A 16,687-nucleotide genomic window follows, 5' to 3' on the forward strand; every position below is an offset into this window, starting at 1 on the left:
GGATAAGTACAGCTTAGGCAACAATTTAATTTTCAAAGAGCTTTTTTCACGCTCAATCATTTGCTTGAGTCTAGTATTTCTTTGGCTTTTTTAACCTTCAATGTTATATAGTTTTCAGGATAGACATTAGACGAAGGTGCTGAGAACAAAACATCGCACATATTGGCTTCTTCCAACATTTCCGCACAATTCCCTATTTGTTAGCATAGTAATCATTGAACAAACAAACAACCACGATTTTCCTTCATATTCCCCTATGTATTGTCACGATATAATAATTTTCGTTAATAATGCCATAAATATGCTATTCGCAATCAGGTATTGTAATTATTTTACTCCCGTCAACCCCTTATAACCGATAAACTAAAATGGACAGAAAACAACAAATAAGAATGAACAGTATTTACCACAATTCCCCATCTTCTTTCAACATTAGAGGGAAATCATCTGGGTGGGATTACCATAACCGATCCTTTTATACATGGTGGAACTCCGGCTCTGGAATCTAACTGCCTGGGCTGCAACATCATCGGCTGCGACATTAACCCCATGGCTTTCTGGACTGTAGAGCGGGAACTGGTGGACCTGAAGATTGAAGAGTACCGGCGGGTAACTTGCAAGCTAACGGAATGTCTGCAGCAAGAAATCGGGGTCTATTATAAAACCAGGTGTTCTATATGTGGAAATGAAGAAGCCCAAGCAAAGCATTTCCTCTGAATTAAAACCCTGGAATGTAACAATGCGGAGAGTTATTTGACTTGTTTTACCGGTTATGTACTCTCTACCAACAAGCGTCTGTAACCAATAAACCTTCATCTCCCACTTATAGAAGATGGAGATTTCTTGCGGGGTTCAGTTAAAGAAAACAACTTGATATTGTTAGCCCGTTGGTATGGATAAAACCATATAATAAAGCTGACCATACCACTATACTTAAAATACTTCCTGCTTTGCCGTTATTGTCAAGCTTCTGCCAGCAGAATATTGTATATACAAAAACCAAAGCAGAAGCCCCCAATAAAGCATAAATCATACAGGAAAAAGTAAGGGGTCTAGGGTTAAGTAGGCATAGTAAAACTATGAAAGCCAGAACTATCGAAACCGTTTCAAGGAATGATAATTTTTTAAAGAGAATTTTTTTGATCATGTTTCCCCCATAATTGTAGTTGGTACCTGATATTACATATACGCCTACCAATAGGGAAATTCCTTCATACAAAAGGCAAAATACCTTCGGAAAGCCGAAGGCTACGCTAATAGCACGCTTTTATCATCTTTACTGTATACCAATTTTTACCGCCCGGAGCTGACATTGAAACTTCGTTATCGATACAGCGAGCGGCATAGGTGGCCAGTTTTATCCCCCGTTCAAAATTATAAGTCCTAATAGCTTTGATCAGGCCAATGGTGCCAATGGAGATTAAGTCCTCCAGATCTTCTCCACTGCTTTCATATTTTTTCACTACATGGGCCACCAGGCGAAGGTTATGTTCAATCAAAATGTTCCGTGCTTCTTCCCCTCCCCTTTGCATTTCCTGCAAGCACTTGCGCTCGTCCTCTTCGGAAAGCGGCTGGGGGAAAACCTGGTTATTGAGATAGGCAAATAGGCACAAACTGCCTTTGAGGATTCCGGTAATAGCCAGAGCCCACAATAGGAAGGACAAATTACCACCTCCAAATTCTGCGCTCTATACTATATGAGGTTGCTAAACAAAATGTGCCTTAATCTGACATGAAAATTTTGGGGAGGGGGAGAGATGGGGGTTCCTGGGAGAAGACTATATTAACCAGCTCCGGAACATCTATACCTGTATCCAGCATATCCACCGATATAGCAATATAGGGCTCTTTTTCGCCCCTAGTTGAATTCGTAACATAAAGTCGAAAGTCTAATTTGCCCTCAGTATTTTGCCGTAACTGAAGTAATTCTTCTAAGTCTAGATAACCAGTAGGACAGGCAGGATAAACAACAACTACTAATTTGCACTTGAACTCCGTATTTTGTGCCCATGTATAAATTCGTCTTATACCACTTTCATCCAGACTCCAAAAAAGCCACATTAAACTGCCTAGCGGGATTGGAAATGCGGTCGCTAAGGCGAACCTTCCTTCGCTTCGTTTAGGAAGAGGATCTTCCTGGTGGATAGGGTAAAATCCAATTTCTTGGCCGTTATACTATTTATCCCGGTAATGAGAGCCACACTGGGCAATCTCTATCTGACCGTTTTTAATACGGTAAACAAGGCGGTTACTATCATCAATTCGTCTACTCCAAAACCCTTGGAATTCATATCTCAAAGGCTCTGGCTTGCCGATGCCATCATAGCCGTTGCGGTCAATGTCCTTTAATAGCTGATTTATACGTTTCAAGATTCTTTTATCCTGTGTTTGCCAATACAGATAATCTTCCCACGCATCTTCCTGCCAGTTTATTCATCGGTGACCTCTATTATCTCATGGGCTTTTCCCTTTCCTGCGTTGAGGTCGGCAATGGCCTTTCTCAGTCTTGCTTGATTGGCCTCACTGTAAAATGGGTCGCTTTCGGCTGATATTTCAAACGGGATTCTGTTTTGGCGTACTGCCGTTTTTGCGAAAACACAAAAGGCAGTTGTCATATTCATTCCAATTTCTGAGCAAAAAGCTTCAAATTGTTTTTTTAAGTTCTCGTCCATTCGAATGTTAACATTTATTTGTGTCATCAATGCACTTCCTTTCCCTATCACTATATTCATTAAACTATAAATTTATATACAACGTCAATTATTATTTGATATTTTAGGGGTTACCTGCCAATTTATTATTTATTATATCACTGCATGAAGCTGCTAAATAGTTTCCAGCCTTATCGCTAAATCCCAAACTGCCATCGCCAGCCTGATATCTCCGATATTTAACATGCGGGATAGTATAATGGCAACGAGTTCTGGGAGCTACCGGAGCACACTGGTATTTATGCTATAATAGTGGCAGCATCGGGTTAGGAGTGAGCAGCAAGAGATTGATGCCGCATCTTTCTTACTCCTTACCCCTGGCAAACTATTAACGAATAGAGGTATAAGCTCATGAAGTCTCTGGTTTTAGCGGAGAAACCCAGTGTGGCCCGGGAGATAGCCCGGGTTCTGCAATGCAGCAAAAAAAGCAAAGGCTATATTGAAGGACCGCGCTATGTGGTAACCTGGGCCTTGGGGCATCTGGTCACCCTGGCGGAGCCGGATGATTACGATAAAAGATTGAAACAGTGGCGGATGGAAGACCTTCCCATGCTCCCGGAAAAGATGAAGCTCAAAGTTATCAAGCAGACCTCGCATCAATTCCAGGTAGTCAAGGAACTTATGAAAAGGAACGATATTGAAGAGCTGGTAATTGCCACTGATGCCGGGCGCGAAGGAGAACTGGTGGCCCGCTGGATCATGGAAATAGTTCGCTGGAAAAAGCCTTTCAAAAGGCTATGGATTTCCTCGCAAACCGATAATGCCATCCGCGAAGGATTTGCCCGTTTACAGCCGGGAACGCAATATAACAGCCTCTACGCAGCTGCTGCCTGCCGGGCTGAAGCGGACTGGTTAATCGGGCTTAATGTAACCCGGAGCTTGAGCTGCAAATTCAATGCCCAGCTCAACGCCGGCCGGGTTCAGACCCCAACCCTGGCTATGATAGTGAAGCGGGAAAAGGAAATCAAAGATTTTGTCCCGCGCGACTACTGGACCATCAGAGCCGACTTCGGCGATTATTATGGGGACTGGCGCGGTAAGGACGGGGGACGGCTATTCGACTATGCCCGGGCGGAAGAGATATTATCCCGCATCAAGGGCCGAATGGCTGCGATAAAAGAGGTGAAAACCGAGGCCAGGAGTGAAGCACCGCCCTTGGCCTATGATTTGACCGAGCTGCAGCGGGAGGCCAACCGGCGTCTGGGCTGGTCGGCGCAGAAAACCCTGTCTGTACTGCAGGAGCTCTACGAAGTGCACAAACTGGTAACCTACCCGCGTACCGATTCCCGCTATATTACCGAGGACATTGTCCCTACTCTGCCTTTGCGGCTGAAAAGCATGGGGGTGGGACCCTATGCAGACTTGGCCCGTCCTCTGCTGCAAAAAACCCTGAAGCCAGGCAAACGCTTGGTTGACAACAGCAAGGTGAGCGATCATCATGCTATTATTCCTACTGAACAGCCCTTGCAGCTTAATTCTCTCAATGAAGAGGAAAGGCGTCTGTATGACCTGATAGCCCGGCGCTTCCTGGCGGTTCTCTACCCCCCGTACCGCTATGAGCAGACTACTATTATAACCGTGGTCGAGGGGGAAAACTTCCATTCCCGGGGCAAGGTGGAGATTGACCGAGGCTGGCGAGCTGTACAGGCCGTCCCGGGCGATAAGGACGAGAAAGATGAAGAGCAGTTGCCGGAGCAAACCCTGGCCCGGCACAAGAAAGGAGAAACGCTGGAGGTCAAGTCCGGCAAAGCCAGCAAACATAAAACTAAAGCACCGGCTCGCTATACAGAAGCCACTCTCTTAACGGCCATGGAGAATTGCGGCAAGCTGGTGGAAGATAAAAAGCTGCGTGAATCCATTAAGGGCAGTGGCCTGGGCACCCCGGCCACCAGGGCGGAGATTATCGAAAAACTTATTCGCACCAGCTATATTGAGCGCCAGAGAAAAGAACTGGTTCCCACATCCAAAGGTATACAATTGATGGACCTAGCGCCCCCTGACTTGCGTTCGCCGGAACTGACGGCCCAGTGGGAGCAAAGACTGGCGGAAATTGCCCGGGGCCAGGGCAAAAGACCGGATTTTATGGCAGATATTCGCCGGGATACGGTGCAGCTGGTGCAGAGCATCAAGAGCGACAGCAGTACCTACCGGGCAGATAATGTAAGCAAAAGCAAATGCCCCCAGTGTGGGCGTTTCATGCTGCTGGTCAACGGCCGGAAGGGCAAAATATTGGCCTGTCCCGAGCGTTCCTGCGGCTATCGCCAGCCGGAGGCGGAGGACTTCAGCGGGAGGGGAGGCAACAGCCGGGTTAACCGCAGGCTTATGGCCAAATACAGCGATCAGGAGGAACTGGAAACCAATCTGGGCGAACTGCTCAAAGCCGCCTTGGCCAAAAAAGAACAAGGCTAGCCAGTCCTCCCCTTAGAACTTCCTATCCCAATGAAGACAAAATATATAGGCGAGATATTATGGTTTTTCCTGTTTGATTATTGATATAATTATAGTGAAGAAACGATTAAGGTGGTGAATCAAGTGAATACAGCAAAAAAAGACTTACTTGAACTAGTGAACCGAATATCTGAAATAGAAGCAAAAGAAGTCTTGGATTTTGCTCTATTTCTTGAAATGAAAAGAAGAAAAACTGAGTTTAAGGATTTAGAAATGGCCAGTCAAACCAGCTGTGATTTTTGGGATAACGCTATTGATGATGAGGTCTGGAATAATGCCTAAACAAGGTGAAATAGTTCTAATACCTATACCTTTCAGCAATTTGCAATCTATCAAAAAGAGACCAGTTTTAATAATTTCTAATGATTATTACAACGAATTGACCGGGGATATTATTGTTTTGGCAATTACCTCAAATCTCAACGAAAAGAAATATTCAATAGAAATTACCGATGATAATTTAGACGAAGGGCAGTTAAAGATAAAATCATGTATTCGTTGTGATAAGATTTATACATTGTCACAAGAAATTATTGTTAGTAAATTCGGTATAGTATCCCATGATATAATGGAAAAGGTACGGTCGAAGATTAGCGAGTTAATAAAATAAAAAACCTGGAGACATCTTGGGGAGGGAGATTGCTGGCATAACGCCAGCAATCTCCCTCCCCTTCTTACAATGTCTAAGCTGCTATCACAAGTTTCATTTTTTCCAGCAAAGCTTCCGTTTGTCCCTTCCTTATTCTATCTGCTCATTATCCTATCTTCAGTGCTATCTTCCCGCCTTCGGCGGAGATAATTACTTCACCCTCATTTCTGATTTCGCCTTTTACCATGGCCCGGGAGAGGGCGGTCTCGATTTCATGCTGGATAAGGCGTTTCAGCGGACGGGCGCCATAGGCCGGGTCATAGCCTTTTTCCGCCAGGTAATCCAGGGCTTTTTCATCCCATTCCAGGCCGGCTCGCGTGTTCTGGCGAAAGCGCAGAGCCAGTTTCTGAAGCAGTATTTCAGCTATCTCCTTGATCTGTTCCACTCCCAGAGCATGGAATACTATTATTTCGTCCAGGCGGTTTAAGAATTCGGGGCGGAAATTCAAGCGCAGAAGCCCCAGAACCCGGTTTTTCATGTCTTCATAGTCCCCGCCAGCCTGCTGGAAGTTGAGTATTTCCTGGCTGCCGATGTTGGAGGTCATTATGACAATGCTGTTGCGAAAGTCCACCACCCGGCCTTTGCCATCGGTCAGGCGCCCGTCATCCAAAATCTGCAAGAGGATGTTGAATACATCGCTATGGGCTTTTTCGATTTCGTCAAACAATATGACCGAATAGGGCTTGCGCCTTATGGCTTCAGTTAATTGTCCTCCTTCTTCGTAACCTACATAACCCGGAGGGGCGCCAATCAAGCGCGCTACGCTGTGCTTTTCCATGTATTCCGACATATCCAGGCGGATGATGTTTTTTTCATCATCAAACAGGGCTTCGGCCAGGGCTTTGCTCAACTCGGTTTTGCCTACCCCGGTGGGGCCCATGAATATAAAGCTGCCAGCAGGACGGTTGGGGTCTTTCAAACCGCTGCGGGACCTGATGACGGCATCGGCAACGGCATTTACCGCTTCTTCCTGTCCCACCACCCGCTGATGCAGTATTTCCTCCAGGTTCATAAGTTTCTCTTTTTCCCCCTCCATAAGGCGGCTGACCTGAATCCCGGTCCAACGGCTTACTACCCGGGCAATATCTTCTTCATCCACTTCTTCTTTAATAAGCGCGCTGTGTTTCTCTTTTCCCGCCAACAATTCCTCTTCCGCCTGGAGCTTCCTCTCCAGCTCGTTTAAGCGACCGTATTTCAATTCGGCGATACGATTGAGGTCGTATTCCCTTTCCGCTTTTTCCATTTCGTAGCGGCAATCCTCGATGTCGCGTTTCAACTGGCCTACCCGCGAAATGGCTTCCTTTTCCGCTTGCCACTGGGCCTGCATTACTTCCGCTTCGCTCTTCAAATCCTGCAGCTCTTTTAAGAGGTCCTCCAGCCGTTCCCGGGAGGCCTCGTCCTTCTCCTTGCCCAGGGCTGCGGCTTCAATCTCCAGCTGCATGATGCGCCGGGTAATTTCATCCAATTCCGCTGGCATGCTGTCTATCTCCGTACGCAAGCGGGCGGCGGCTTCATCCATAAGGTCTATAGCCTTGTCCGGCAGGAAACGGTCGGAAATATAGCGGTCGGACAATACGGCGGCCGCCACCAGGGCGGAATCCTGTATACGCACCCCGTGGTGCACCTCATAGCGCTCCTTCAGGCCCCTTAATATGGAAATAGTATCTTCCACCGAGGGGGGATTAACCATTATGGGCTGGAAACGCCTTTCCAAAGCCGCGTCCTTTTCTATATGTTTGCGGTACTCGCTGATGGTGGTGGCTCCTATGGCTCGCAGCTCACCCCGGGCCAGCATGGGTTTCAAGAGGTTGCTGGCGTCCATGGCCCCTTCCGCGGCCCCGGCTCCCACCACCGTATGCAGTTCATCGATAAAGAGTATAACCTGCCCGGCGGAGTCTTCTACTTCCTTCAACACCGCTTTCAGTCTTTCTTCAAACTCACCCCGGTACTTGGCCCCGGCCACCAGGGAACCCATATCCAGAGCCAGCAGTCGCTTATCTTTCAGGCCTTCCGGCACATCCCGGGCCACAATCCTGCGGGCCAGTCCTTCTGCTATGGCGGTTTTGCCTACCCCGGGCTCACCGATTAAAACCGGATTGTTCTTGGTGCGCCGGGATAATATCTCGATAGTCCTTCTTATCTCCTCATCCCGCCCAATTACCGGGTCCAGCTTGCCCTCGCGGGCCAGGCGGGTCAAATCCCGGCTGTAGCGCTCCAGGGCCTCATAACTATCCTCGGGATTATCGCTGCTGACGCGCTGGGAACCGCGGATGCCGTGCAGAACCTGGAATATCCCTTCCCGGTTTAAACCCGCCTTCTGCAGCAGATCCTTCAAGTCCGGTTCCCCTTCCTCCAGCAGGGCCAGCAGAAGGTGCTCCACACTGATATAGTCGTCTTTCAAGTCCTGGGCTTCTTTTTCCGCCCGGTTCAATACCCGCCCCAGGCTGCCGCTCAAATAGACATTTCCTTCATAGCCATATACCGAGGGAATTTTATCCAAACGCTGCCCCAGCTGCTGGGTAAAAGCGGGTATACTGATACCGGCCTGCTGCAGCAGGCGGGGTACTAAACCACCCTCTTGCTCCAACAGGGCCATCATTAAATGCTTTCCCTGCACCTCTTGCTGCCGTTTCTCCAGGGCCAGGTTCTGAGCCGCCAGCAAAGCTTGCCTTGATTTCTGGGTCAAACGCTCCATATTCACTCCTATCACCTCTTTCTCTTCAGCTCTTCGATTTCATCTTCCAGTTCTTCGATACGCTCCAGTAAATCTACAATAATAGCTGCGCCGTTAAAGTTAACCCCCAGAAGGTTTTTCAGGCGCATCATCTTATAAATCTTTTGCAGGCCATCAGCTTTAATGCTATCACCGGCCAGCTCTATTATCCCCATTTCTTCCATAATTTTTAATAAATCCGGGTGCAGGTTGAGCCAGCTGAGGGGAATCTTTTCTTCCTTGCTATGGTAATAAACCTTTACCAGTCTCATTCGGCTACCCCCCTCTCCGCCTGACGGGGAGCACGCAGCTCTGCCAGTTGACGATAGAGTTCCTTTTCCTCTTCCGACAGATCATGGGGGAGGTCAATCTTGATCCGGGCATAGAGATCTCCGTTTTCCCCTTGGCGGGCGGGCATGCCCTTGCCTTTGAGCCGTAGTTTCTGCCCGCTGCGGCTTCCTGCCGGGACTTTAAGCGTTAGCTTTCGATCCAGAGTGGGCACGGTAACCCGGTCTCCCAGAACGGCCTGCTCTGGCCGCAAAGTAATTTCGGTTTCCAAATCCCGGCCCCGCAGCGTAAAAACAGGATGGGGGAGGATGCGAACCTGGAGATAGAGATCACCCCGTTCAGCTCCGCCCAGCCCCTCTCCTCCCTGGCCTTTGAGGCGAATGCTGCTGCCCTCGTGGACACCGGGAGGTATCTTTACCTGCAAGGTCCTGGCCTCGGAAACACTGCCGGTACCGCCGCAGCGCCGGCAGAATCCCCGGCCCGCCAAGCCGCTGCCCTGGCATTCCGGACAGGCGGCAGCCGTGGAAAGGGTTATGGACTTGCTGAGCCCGTGGTAGGCTTCCTCCAGGCTCAACTCAATAGTACTCTCTATGTCCTGCCCCCTGACCGGAGCACTGCGGTAAGAGGCTCTCCGGCTTTGGCGGCCCGGCTCCGCGCCAAAAAGGCTGGAAAAGAACTCGCTGAAACCCTGCAAGTCCTCCGGGTCTATATTGCTGCTGCGATAGAAAACTCCATCACCAAAACCGGAGGAATCCACCCGCTCGCCATTTTTCCAGTTGGGGCCCAGGCGGTCATAGAGAGCCTTTTTTTCCGGATCACTGAGTACTTCATAGGCCTCATTAATCTCTTTGATTTTTTCTTCGGCTTCCTCCCGCTTCTTGCCGGAATGCAAATCGGGGTGCCACTTGCGGGCCAGCTTGCGGTAGGCTGCCTTTATCTTTTTGGCGTCGGCATCGCGCTCGACACCCAGGATTTTGTAATAATCAAGGTAATTAACTGCCATTTGGGCCCCTCCGTTTATCTATTTTCTTATCACTGCAAAAGTCTTTAGTTCTCTTCAAACTCGGCATCCACTACCTCAGCATTCCCCTCTGCAGCCGGGCCGCTTCTATCCGGCCCCGCAGCTGCGGGCTCTATATTATCCAGGCTGTAGGCCGCCTGCCCCAATTCGTCAATCAGCTCTTTCAGCCTATCCAAGCCCGCCTTCTCCTCCAGGGCTTTTTTGAGCTCCTGCAAGAGTTCCTCTATACGGGCTTTTTCATGCAGCGGGAGCTGTTCGCCCACCGCTTTCAACTTGCGCTCCACCGTATAGCAGAGACTGTCACCCTGGTTCATTACCTCCACTTCCTGACGCCGTTTCTTATCCTCCTCGCTATAGGTCTGGGCATCTTTAACCATACGGTCAACCTCAGCCTTATCCAGGTTGGAAGAACCGCTGATGGTCACACTTTGTTCTTTCCCTGTAGCCTGATCCCGCGCGCTTACAGTCAATATGCCATTGGCATCGATGTCAAAACTGACCTCGATCTGCGGAACACCCCGGGGTGCCGGGGAAATACCCTCCAGCTTGAACTGGCCCAGAGAACGGTTGTCCCGAGCCATTTCCCGTTCTCCCTGCAGTACATGAATATCAACCGCCGGCTGCTTATCTTCGGCCGTACTGAAGATTTCGCTGCGGCGGGCCGGAATAGTGGTATTGCGTTCAATTATACGGGTCATTATTCCTCCCATGGTCTCCACCCCCAGGGAAAGGGGCGTTACATCCAAGAGCAGTACATCTCTGACTTCTCCGGCGAGAACTCCGGCCTGAATAGCTGCTCCAACGGCCACAACTTCATCCGGGTTGACCCCCAGGTTGGGTTCTTTTCCGTTTAATTCCCGCACCAGCTTTTGCACCGCCGGTACGCGGGTGGAGCCCCCTACCAGTATTACTTCATCGATATCGCGAGCCGAAAGCCTTGCATCGTCTAAAGCCGCTTTCACCGGACCCCGCAGCCGTTCCAAATCTTCATGGATCAAATCCTCAAATTTGGCCCGGGACAGCTTCATGTCCAGGTGTTTGGCTCCAGAGGCATCAGCCGTAATAAAAGGCAAGCTGATGCTGGTTTCCAGCACGCTGGAAAGCTCTATTTTGGCTTTTTCCGCTGTTTCAACCAGCCTTTGCAAAGCCTGTTTGTCTTGCCGCAAATCTATGCCGTAATCTTTCTTGAATTCTTCGGCCAGCCAATCCACAATAGCCTTGTCAAAATTGTCCCCGCCCAGGTGGGTATCACCGTTGGTGGACTTGACCTCAAACACGCCGTCACCCACCTCCAGGATAGAGACATCAAAAGTTCCTCCTCCCAGGTCAAATACCAGAATAGTCTGGTTGGCCTTTTTATCCAGACCGTAAGCCAGCGCAGCTGCGGTCGGTTCGTTTATTATCCGCAAAACATTAAGCCCGGCAATACGGCCGGCATCCTTGGTAGCCTGCCGCTGGGCGTCATTAAAGTAGGCGGGAACGGTAATTACCGCATCCTTGACCTTCTCTCCCAGGTATTTGGAAGCGTCCTCCACCAGCTTCTTTAAAACCATGGCGGAGATTTCTTCCGGAGCCAGCAGCTTGTCCCGGCTTTTGAAGCGAACAGCATCATTGGGTCCGGATACTACCGTATAGGGAAGCAGCTTGCGCTCGCTTTCCACCTCGGAATAACGCCGGCCCATAAACCTCTTGACCGAATAAAAAGTGTTTTCTGGATTTAAAGCTCCCTGGCGCCGGGCAATCTGCCCCACCAGTCTTTCATTGTTGTCCTTAAATGCGACCACCGAAGGGGTGATGCGGTTGCCTTCAGCATTCACTATTACTACCGGGTCCCCGGCTTCTATAATGGCTACCACTGAATTGGTGGTACCCAGGTCTATACCCACTGCTTTAGCCATCTTATCTCCCTCCTTCATTCACTGAGCTTTAGCTTTTTTTCTGTTATTTCCAATAGTCTCTAAGATTATTATAACGGCCTTATGGTTAATAGTCAATAAAGGTCAAAGATAAATTTTATAGAAAAAAGGAGACGCTTTTTCTGTTCTGCCAAACAAAAAGAACGACCCCTTCTTTTAAAATATTTTCAGCATCTCGCGGGCAATATTCTTAAAAACCGGAGCCGCATCTACTGCTCCCGATTCCCCTTCCTGCACCAGAACCAGCACGACCCAGCGGGGGTTATCCGCCGGAAAATAACCGCCAAACCAGGTATCCAAGGATTGCTCACCGTCTTCTTTCCAGTTTCCCGTTTCGCTGCTAGCTGTTTTTCCTGCTACCTTAATCTCGGCCAAAGCCGCATTTTTTCCTGTTCCCTCACTAACCACCAATTCCATAAGCTCTTGGACCTTGCCAGCTGTTTCCGGGCTGATTACCCTTTCCTTGCGGCTTGCTGCTATCCTGCTTCGCTCCCCTTTGCTGTTTATAGTATAGCGCAGCAATGATGGGGCTTGCCAGAGTCCGTCATCAGCTACGGTAGCCAGCAGGGAGGTTATCTGCAACGGGCTTAGCATTACTCCTTCCTGTCCCAGGCAGGCATTGCTGAGAGCTATCTTCCCCGGGTTGATCCTGACATAGGAACCGGGATGGTATGCATAGCCCAGCAGGGTTTCATCACATAAATGCAATTTATCCACATAGGTCAAGAGCTTTTCTCTTCCCAGTTTTTGACCCACTTCGATAAATGACGGATTGCAAGAGCAGGCAAATGCCTGGGCAAAACTCAGCTCTCCGTGCCCTTCCTCCTTCCAACAGGAAGTGGACTGCGTCTCATTGAAAAAATATTTTCCGGAACAATGGAACTTATCCCGCTCAGATACCAGGTTTTCCTCCAGAGCAGCCGTTGCCACCAAAATTTTGAAAAGCGAACCGGGATGATAGCGGCTCAAGGCTCGGTTAATCAGACTGCTGTTCTGGTCATGTTGCAACAGGTATTCGATATGATAAGGATTGAATGACGGACGGCTGGCCATTGCCAGTACCTCCCTGCTGTCCACATCCATTACTACTACTGCACCTGATTTTACTTTGGCGGATATTTCCTTCTCCACTATTTCCTGAATTCTTTTATCTATAGTCAAAACCACACTGCCCCTGGCCCTATCCTCTTCCTCATAGAATTTGAAATTTAAGCCTTTAATAACTGCCCCCCGCGCATCATAAACGGAAAGCAATTCCTGGGGAGAGTTGCCTTTTTTAAGTAAAGCATCATAGCGTTTTTCTATTCCCGCCTGCCCTTCGTTATTATGGTATCCCCCGGTATAACCCAGAACATGACAGCAAAAGCCGTCCTGGCGATACCTTTTAATCAAAGGGGCCACAGCAATCCCGGCCAGATTACGGGAAAGGACTCGCTGGATTTCTGCTTCACTCAGATCCGAAGCTATACGAACAAAAGCAGCTCCACTTTGGGCAGCCTGCCTAAATTGTTCTTGAATTTTCCTACTATCCTGCTTATTCAGAATCCGGCCCAGAATCTCGGCCGTCATCTGCAGGGTGTCTCTTCCGTAAATCTCATTACTGACAGAGCGGCTGCTTCTCATTTCGGCAGGCAGCCCATAAAGTGCGGTTGAAGTGTAACTCCCGGTTAAAGGCTGGAAATTTCTATCCAGTATTTCTCCCCGGGAGTATTCACTCAGTCTTATGCCCTGACTGCGCATGGCCGTTGCCTGGGCTGCCAGCTCCTGGCCTTTTATCACTTGAAAATAGGCAATCCTCAGGGCCAAAATCATATAAAGCAGCAAAATAAAGCTCATTAAAAAATAGAGACGCCGAAGCGGCAAAAGAAAAACCCCCTTTAAGCCTTTAGCCATAGCTTTGACCATAGAAGAGGGATTCTATTCCTGTATATCACGGGGACGATCGTTGTTCTGTTCCGAATCTGCGGCCCGGCATACCACTAAAGCATTGCAAATTCAGGGGGGATATGGCTTCATGAAGGGGTCGAAGGTTGAACGCTTTTATCGCGAGGACCTATAATCAGCATGGGCAGCAGCTAATTGAGTATCAAAGCACCATGTTGGCTCAGTAAAAAGAATAATCATTGTCAAAAATCAATTTGGGCAGTAAAGAGCAGTATTGACATGTGATATTATATAAGCTGAAAAGAGTGGTGAGAGCCGGGTTAATTGCCCGGCTCTTTGGGTTTAGTCTTGAATACCTAACTGCTGTTTTAAAGCTTTTTGCAGGGTTTGGGAGAAGTTAATGTCGGCTTCTTCAGAAACACGATTTAACCAAGCTGGGATGGTCAGGGTTTTTTTAATAGTTTTGTTGTCCATTTCTTCCCGAACAGGCGGCATATAGACGCTAACAGGAACAGTGAAGCAGCCTTTTTTTAATTCAATATTCTCTGGTAGGGTTGCGGGGGGAATTGGATCGTTGTCATTTTCCATTCCCCAGAGATGTAGTTCTAATGCATCTTTAGCCATAGTCATGGCTTCTTCTAAAGAATCACCTTGTGAGAAGCAGCCGGGTAGATCGGGAAATCTAACTTCATAGCCACCTTCCGGGGCAGGTGTAAACACTGCCATGAATAAATATTTATCCAAAATACATTCCTCCTTTTCGGGATTTAGCGGAGCTTATTTCAACCCCGCCTGTTTAATGATGTCGTGTAGGATTCCAGGTTTAATGTCTTTGTTGTGGTATGGAACTGTAATCTTATTTGTTTTAGTTGGGTGAATTAATTGTATATGCGATCCTCTTTGAGCTTTTTTCACCCAGCCATCTGTGTAAAGCAATTTAAGTAATTCTTTAGGTTTCATCCGCACAATCTCCTCGTAACTAAATATACACGTGTTATTTATACGTGTCAATGAAAAGAAAAAAGAAAAGAACATAAGTTTGACTCTACTGCAAAAAACCCTTTTTGTTGCATGGGGTTGCATAAATATGCAAAGCGAGCGTTGGCGAAGCATGGATGCTACACCCGGCGAAGACGAGCAGGCGAAAGGGGGCGAGCGACAGGATGTCGCGAGAGCGCCACCTCCCATGGACGGGAGATTGGCGCGGTACCCCTTGAGCCGCGAGACAAGCCGTTGGTGTTGCCCATGCGTAGCGCCCTGTCGGGCACAACTGATGCTCCCTGCGGTCGCTATTAAGGACGCTGGAGCGGAATATTTATGCAAGCTAATGCATAATTATTACTTTTTGCAGTGGAATCAAGTTTGAAAAGGTGGGATAGCTGTTCAGTAATCTTTGCTGCGAAAGTTGAGTTAATTACTTAAGCACAGATGAATATAGCACCGGTATGGGGTGCGACTACTCCCCGGCCCTCACTGGAGCAAGAAGTTCTGTTTCCATCCCATCCAAAACTTCAACGGGGAAAGGCAGGTTGTCCAGTATTCCTCTTATTTCGGGGATACTGTCTTCAGTTCCTCTTATTATTACCAGGCCTGAGCTAGAGCCAATAGTCGAAACGACTCCCAGGTGATCATAGGCCTCAATAATCTTGGTTAGCAGGTCAATTCGTTGGGGGATTAAGCGTAGAAAAATCTTATCCTTGATTTATCTTCCCCCCTTTTCTCAATATGGAAAATTCGGGCAGAGCGTGGTCAAAGGGAATTAAGACCTTTTGTTGGGGATGACGGGCCCGGTCCAGGGGCGCTAAATCTTCATCATATAGTTTCTCCAACACAAACCCTAAAAGCTCTCCTCCGGGCAATAGAAATTCCAGGTAATCGCCACAGCCGAAATTGGCCCTTTGTTGGAGTTCAATCAGGCCTTGCTGCTCGCGGTAGCCGGTAACGATAGCGCAGAATTCCGCCCGCAGCGGCATTTCTTCCTTGTCGATATCCTGGGCCCGGTCTTCTTCTCCGCCGATGAAAGCGCTGGTAAAGGGCCGGGTAGCGGTCTTGTGCAGCTCTGCCATCCAGGCCGACAATTCCTCTCTCGTAAAAGGGGTCGCTCTTTCTCTATACCGGTCTATGGCCTGGCGGTAAACACTGGCCACACTGGCAAGATAAAGCGGGCTTTTCATGCGCCCTTCCACCTTGAAGGCATCCACTCCCGCTTCCAGCAGGCGGGGGATATATTCCAACAGGCAAAGATCGCGCGAATTCAGTATATAACTGCCTCTTTCATCTTCCTCTATACCAAAATACTCCCCGGGTCTTTTTTCCTCGACCAGGGCGTAACGGTAGCGGCAGGGGTGGGCACAGGCTCCCTGGTTGGCGCTGCGACCGGTCATGTAGCAGGAGAGTAAGCAGCGTCCCGAATAAGAGACACACATGGCGCCGTGAACAAATATTTCAATCTCCACGCTGCTTTTCTTTTTGATTTCTTCGATTTCACCAAGGTTCAATTCCCGCGCCAGGACAATCCGCCGGGCTCCCAGATCCTGAAAAAAGCAAACCGCTTCATAGTTGCTTACATTGGCCTGGGTGCTTATGGTTAGCGGAATTGAGGGAGCATATTTTTGCGCCAGGCGCAATACTCCCAGATCGGATATTATGAAGCCATCTGGTTGCAAACTGGCCATTTCTTCCAGGTAAGCGGGCAATTTATGCATATCCCGGTTATGGGCCAGTATATTTACGGCCAGGTAGGCCTTCTTCTTTCTACTGTGGGCAAAGGCAAGTCCTTCCTCTATCTCAGCCCGGCTGAGGTTTCCGGCATAAGCCCTCAGGCCAAATTCCTTGCCGGCAAAATAAACGGCATCCGCGCCGAATAATACTGCCGTTTTAAGTTTTTCCAGGGTTCCAGCAGGAAGGACCAGTTCCGGCTCTTTCATAAAACAACCTCCTAAACAGCCCCTCATGACCGCAACCTTAATAGTGACACCCGGCAGGGCGGAACATCAGGAGTACCCGCAACCTTAATAGTGACACCCGGCAGGGTGGAACACCAGGAGTACCCGAAGG

At 48.8% G+C, this 16,687-nt stretch carries 16 protein-coding genes; 4 read left to right on the forward strand and 12 right to left on the reverse strand.

Going from position 1 to position 16,687, the window contains the following annotated elements; genetic code table 11:
- Window positions 1-1,253: 1,253 nt before the first annotated feature.
- The 3 genes from AWB54_RS08070 to AWB54_RS08085 all read right to left on the reverse strand — a co-directional run bounded on the left by AWB54_RS08070 (window position 1,254) and on the right by AWB54_RS08085 (window position 2,699).
- Complete coding sequence (locus tag AWB54_RS08070; protein ID WP_082736094.1) at window positions 1,254-1,664, reverse strand: sigma-70 family RNA polymerase sigma factor; 411 nt, start codon at window positions 1,662-1,664, stop codon at window positions 1,254-1,256.
- Window positions 1,665-2,175: 511 nt separating this feature from the next.
- Window positions 2,176-2,433: a Txe/YoeB family addiction module toxin gene (locus AWB54_RS15315; protein ID WP_082736095.1), complete on the reverse strand. Its 258-nt coding sequence runs from the start codon at window positions 2,431-2,433 to the stop codon at window positions 2,176-2,178.
- Window positions 2,430-2,699 (reverse strand): type II toxin-antitoxin system RelB/DinJ family antitoxin, encoded by a 270-nt coding sequence (locus AWB54_RS08085; protein WP_061214107.1) that lies wholly within the window; start codon window positions 2,697-2,699, stop codon window positions 2,430-2,432. The genes AWB54_RS15315 and AWB54_RS08085 overlap by 4 nt, the downstream gene beginning before the upstream one ends.
- Before the next feature lie 363 nt (window positions 2,700-3,062).
- Here AWB54_RS08085 and AWB54_RS08090 point away from each other — a divergent pair, with 363 nt between their 5' ends.
- The 3 genes from AWB54_RS08090 to AWB54_RS08100 all read left to right on the forward strand — a co-directional run bounded on the left by AWB54_RS08090 (window position 3,063) and on the right by AWB54_RS08100 (window position 5,769).
- Window positions 3,063-5,120 carry a DNA topoisomerase III gene (locus tag AWB54_RS08090; protein ID WP_061214108.1) on the forward strand — a complete coding sequence of 686 codons (2,058 nt, stop codon included), beginning with the start codon at window positions 3,063-3,065 and terminating at the stop codon, window positions 5,118-5,120.
- 123 nt (window positions 5,121-5,243) lie between these two features.
- Complete coding sequence (locus AWB54_RS08095; protein WP_061214109.1) at window positions 5,244-5,441, forward strand: hypothetical protein; 198 nt, start codon at window positions 5,244-5,246, stop codon at window positions 5,439-5,441.
- The gene (locus tag AWB54_RS08100; protein WP_061214110.1) at window positions 5,434-5,769 is read left to right on the forward strand and encodes a type II toxin-antitoxin system PemK/MazF family toxin; all 336 of its coding nucleotides are present in this window, start codon (window positions 5,434-5,436) and stop codon (window positions 5,767-5,769) included. The genes AWB54_RS08095 and AWB54_RS08100 overlap by 8 nt, the downstream gene beginning before the upstream one ends.
- A 145-nt stretch (window positions 5,770-5,914) precedes the next feature.
- On the opposite strand, the gene clpB is transcribed toward AWB54_RS08100, so the two are convergent.
- The 5 genes from clpB to AWB54_RS08125 all read right to left on the reverse strand — a co-directional run bounded on the left by clpB (window position 5,915) and on the right by AWB54_RS08125 (window position 13,609).
- Window positions 5,915-8,509 (reverse strand): ATP-dependent chaperone ClpB, encoded by a 2,595-nt coding sequence (gene clpB / locus AWB54_RS08105; protein WP_153014690.1) that lies wholly within the window; start codon window positions 8,507-8,509, stop codon window positions 5,915-5,917.
- 5 nt (window positions 8,510-8,514) lie between these two features.
- Window positions 8,515-8,793 (reverse strand): chaperone modulator CbpM, encoded by a 279-nt coding sequence (locus tag AWB54_RS08110; RefSeq protein WP_061214112.1) that lies wholly within the window; start codon window positions 8,791-8,793, stop codon window positions 8,515-8,517.
- Window positions 8,790-9,812, reverse strand: coding sequence for a DnaJ C-terminal domain-containing protein (locus tag AWB54_RS08115; protein WP_061214113.1), 1,023 nt, complete (start codon window positions 9,810-9,812; stop codon window positions 8,790-8,792). Before AWB54_RS08115 ends, AWB54_RS08110 begins: the two co-directional genes overlap by 4 nt.
- 44 nt (window positions 9,813-9,856) lie before the next feature.
- The gene (dnaK, locus tag AWB54_RS08120) at window positions 9,857-11,728 is read right to left on the reverse strand and encodes a molecular chaperone DnaK (protein WP_061214114.1); all 1,872 of its coding nucleotides are present in this window, start codon (window positions 11,726-11,728) and stop codon (window positions 9,857-9,859) included.
- Window positions 11,729-11,902: 174 nt separating this feature from the next.
- Window positions 11,903-13,609, reverse strand: coding sequence for a peptidoglycan D,D-transpeptidase FtsI family protein (locus AWB54_RS08125; RefSeq protein ID WP_160328929.1), 1,707 nt, complete (start codon window positions 13,607-13,609; stop codon window positions 11,903-11,905).
- An 82-nt stretch (window positions 13,610-13,691) separates the two neighbouring features.
- Between AWB54_RS08125 and AWB54_RS16510 the strand changes: the two genes are divergently transcribed.
- The gene (locus AWB54_RS16510) at window positions 13,692-13,805 is read left to right on the forward strand and encodes an acyl-CoA dehydrogenase family protein (RefSeq protein ID WP_268873640.1); all 114 of its coding nucleotides are present in this window, start codon (window positions 13,692-13,694) and stop codon (window positions 13,803-13,805) included.
- Window positions 13,806-13,972: 167 nt separating this feature from the next.
- On the opposite strand, the gene AWB54_RS08130 is transcribed toward AWB54_RS16510, so the two are convergent.
- From AWB54_RS08130 to AWB54_RS08145, 4 genes are all read right to left on the reverse strand, one after another.
- Window positions 13,973-14,374, reverse strand: coding sequence for a type II toxin-antitoxin system HicB family antitoxin (locus AWB54_RS08130; protein WP_061214116.1), 402 nt, complete (start codon window positions 14,372-14,374; stop codon window positions 13,973-13,975).
- A gap of 33 nt (window positions 14,375-14,407) precedes the next feature.
- Window positions 14,408-14,590 (reverse strand): type II toxin-antitoxin system HicA family toxin, encoded by a 183-nt coding sequence (locus tag AWB54_RS08135; protein WP_061214117.1) that lies wholly within the window; start codon window positions 14,588-14,590, stop codon window positions 14,408-14,410.
- Window positions 14,591-15,086: 496 nt separating this feature from the next.
- Complete coding sequence (locus tag AWB54_RS16685; RefSeq protein WP_082736106.1) at window positions 15,087-15,332, reverse strand: DUF4911 domain-containing protein; 246 nt, start codon at window positions 15,330-15,332, stop codon at window positions 15,087-15,089.
- Window positions 15,322-16,557 carry a peptidase U32 family protein gene (locus AWB54_RS08145; RefSeq protein ID WP_061214119.1) on the reverse strand — a complete coding sequence of 412 codons (1,236 nt, stop codon included), beginning with the start codon at window positions 16,555-16,557 and terminating at the stop codon, window positions 15,322-15,324. Before AWB54_RS08145 ends, AWB54_RS16685 begins: the two co-directional genes overlap by 11 nt.
- Window positions 16,558-16,687: the final 130 nt, after the last annotated feature.

Origin of the sequence: Syntrophomonas wolfei subsp. methylbutyratica (genome assembly GCF_001570625.1) — a bacterium.
Taxonomy (GTDB): Bacteria; Bacillota; Syntrophomonadia; order Syntrophomonadales; family Syntrophomonadaceae; genus Syntrophomonas; species Syntrophomonas methylbutyratica.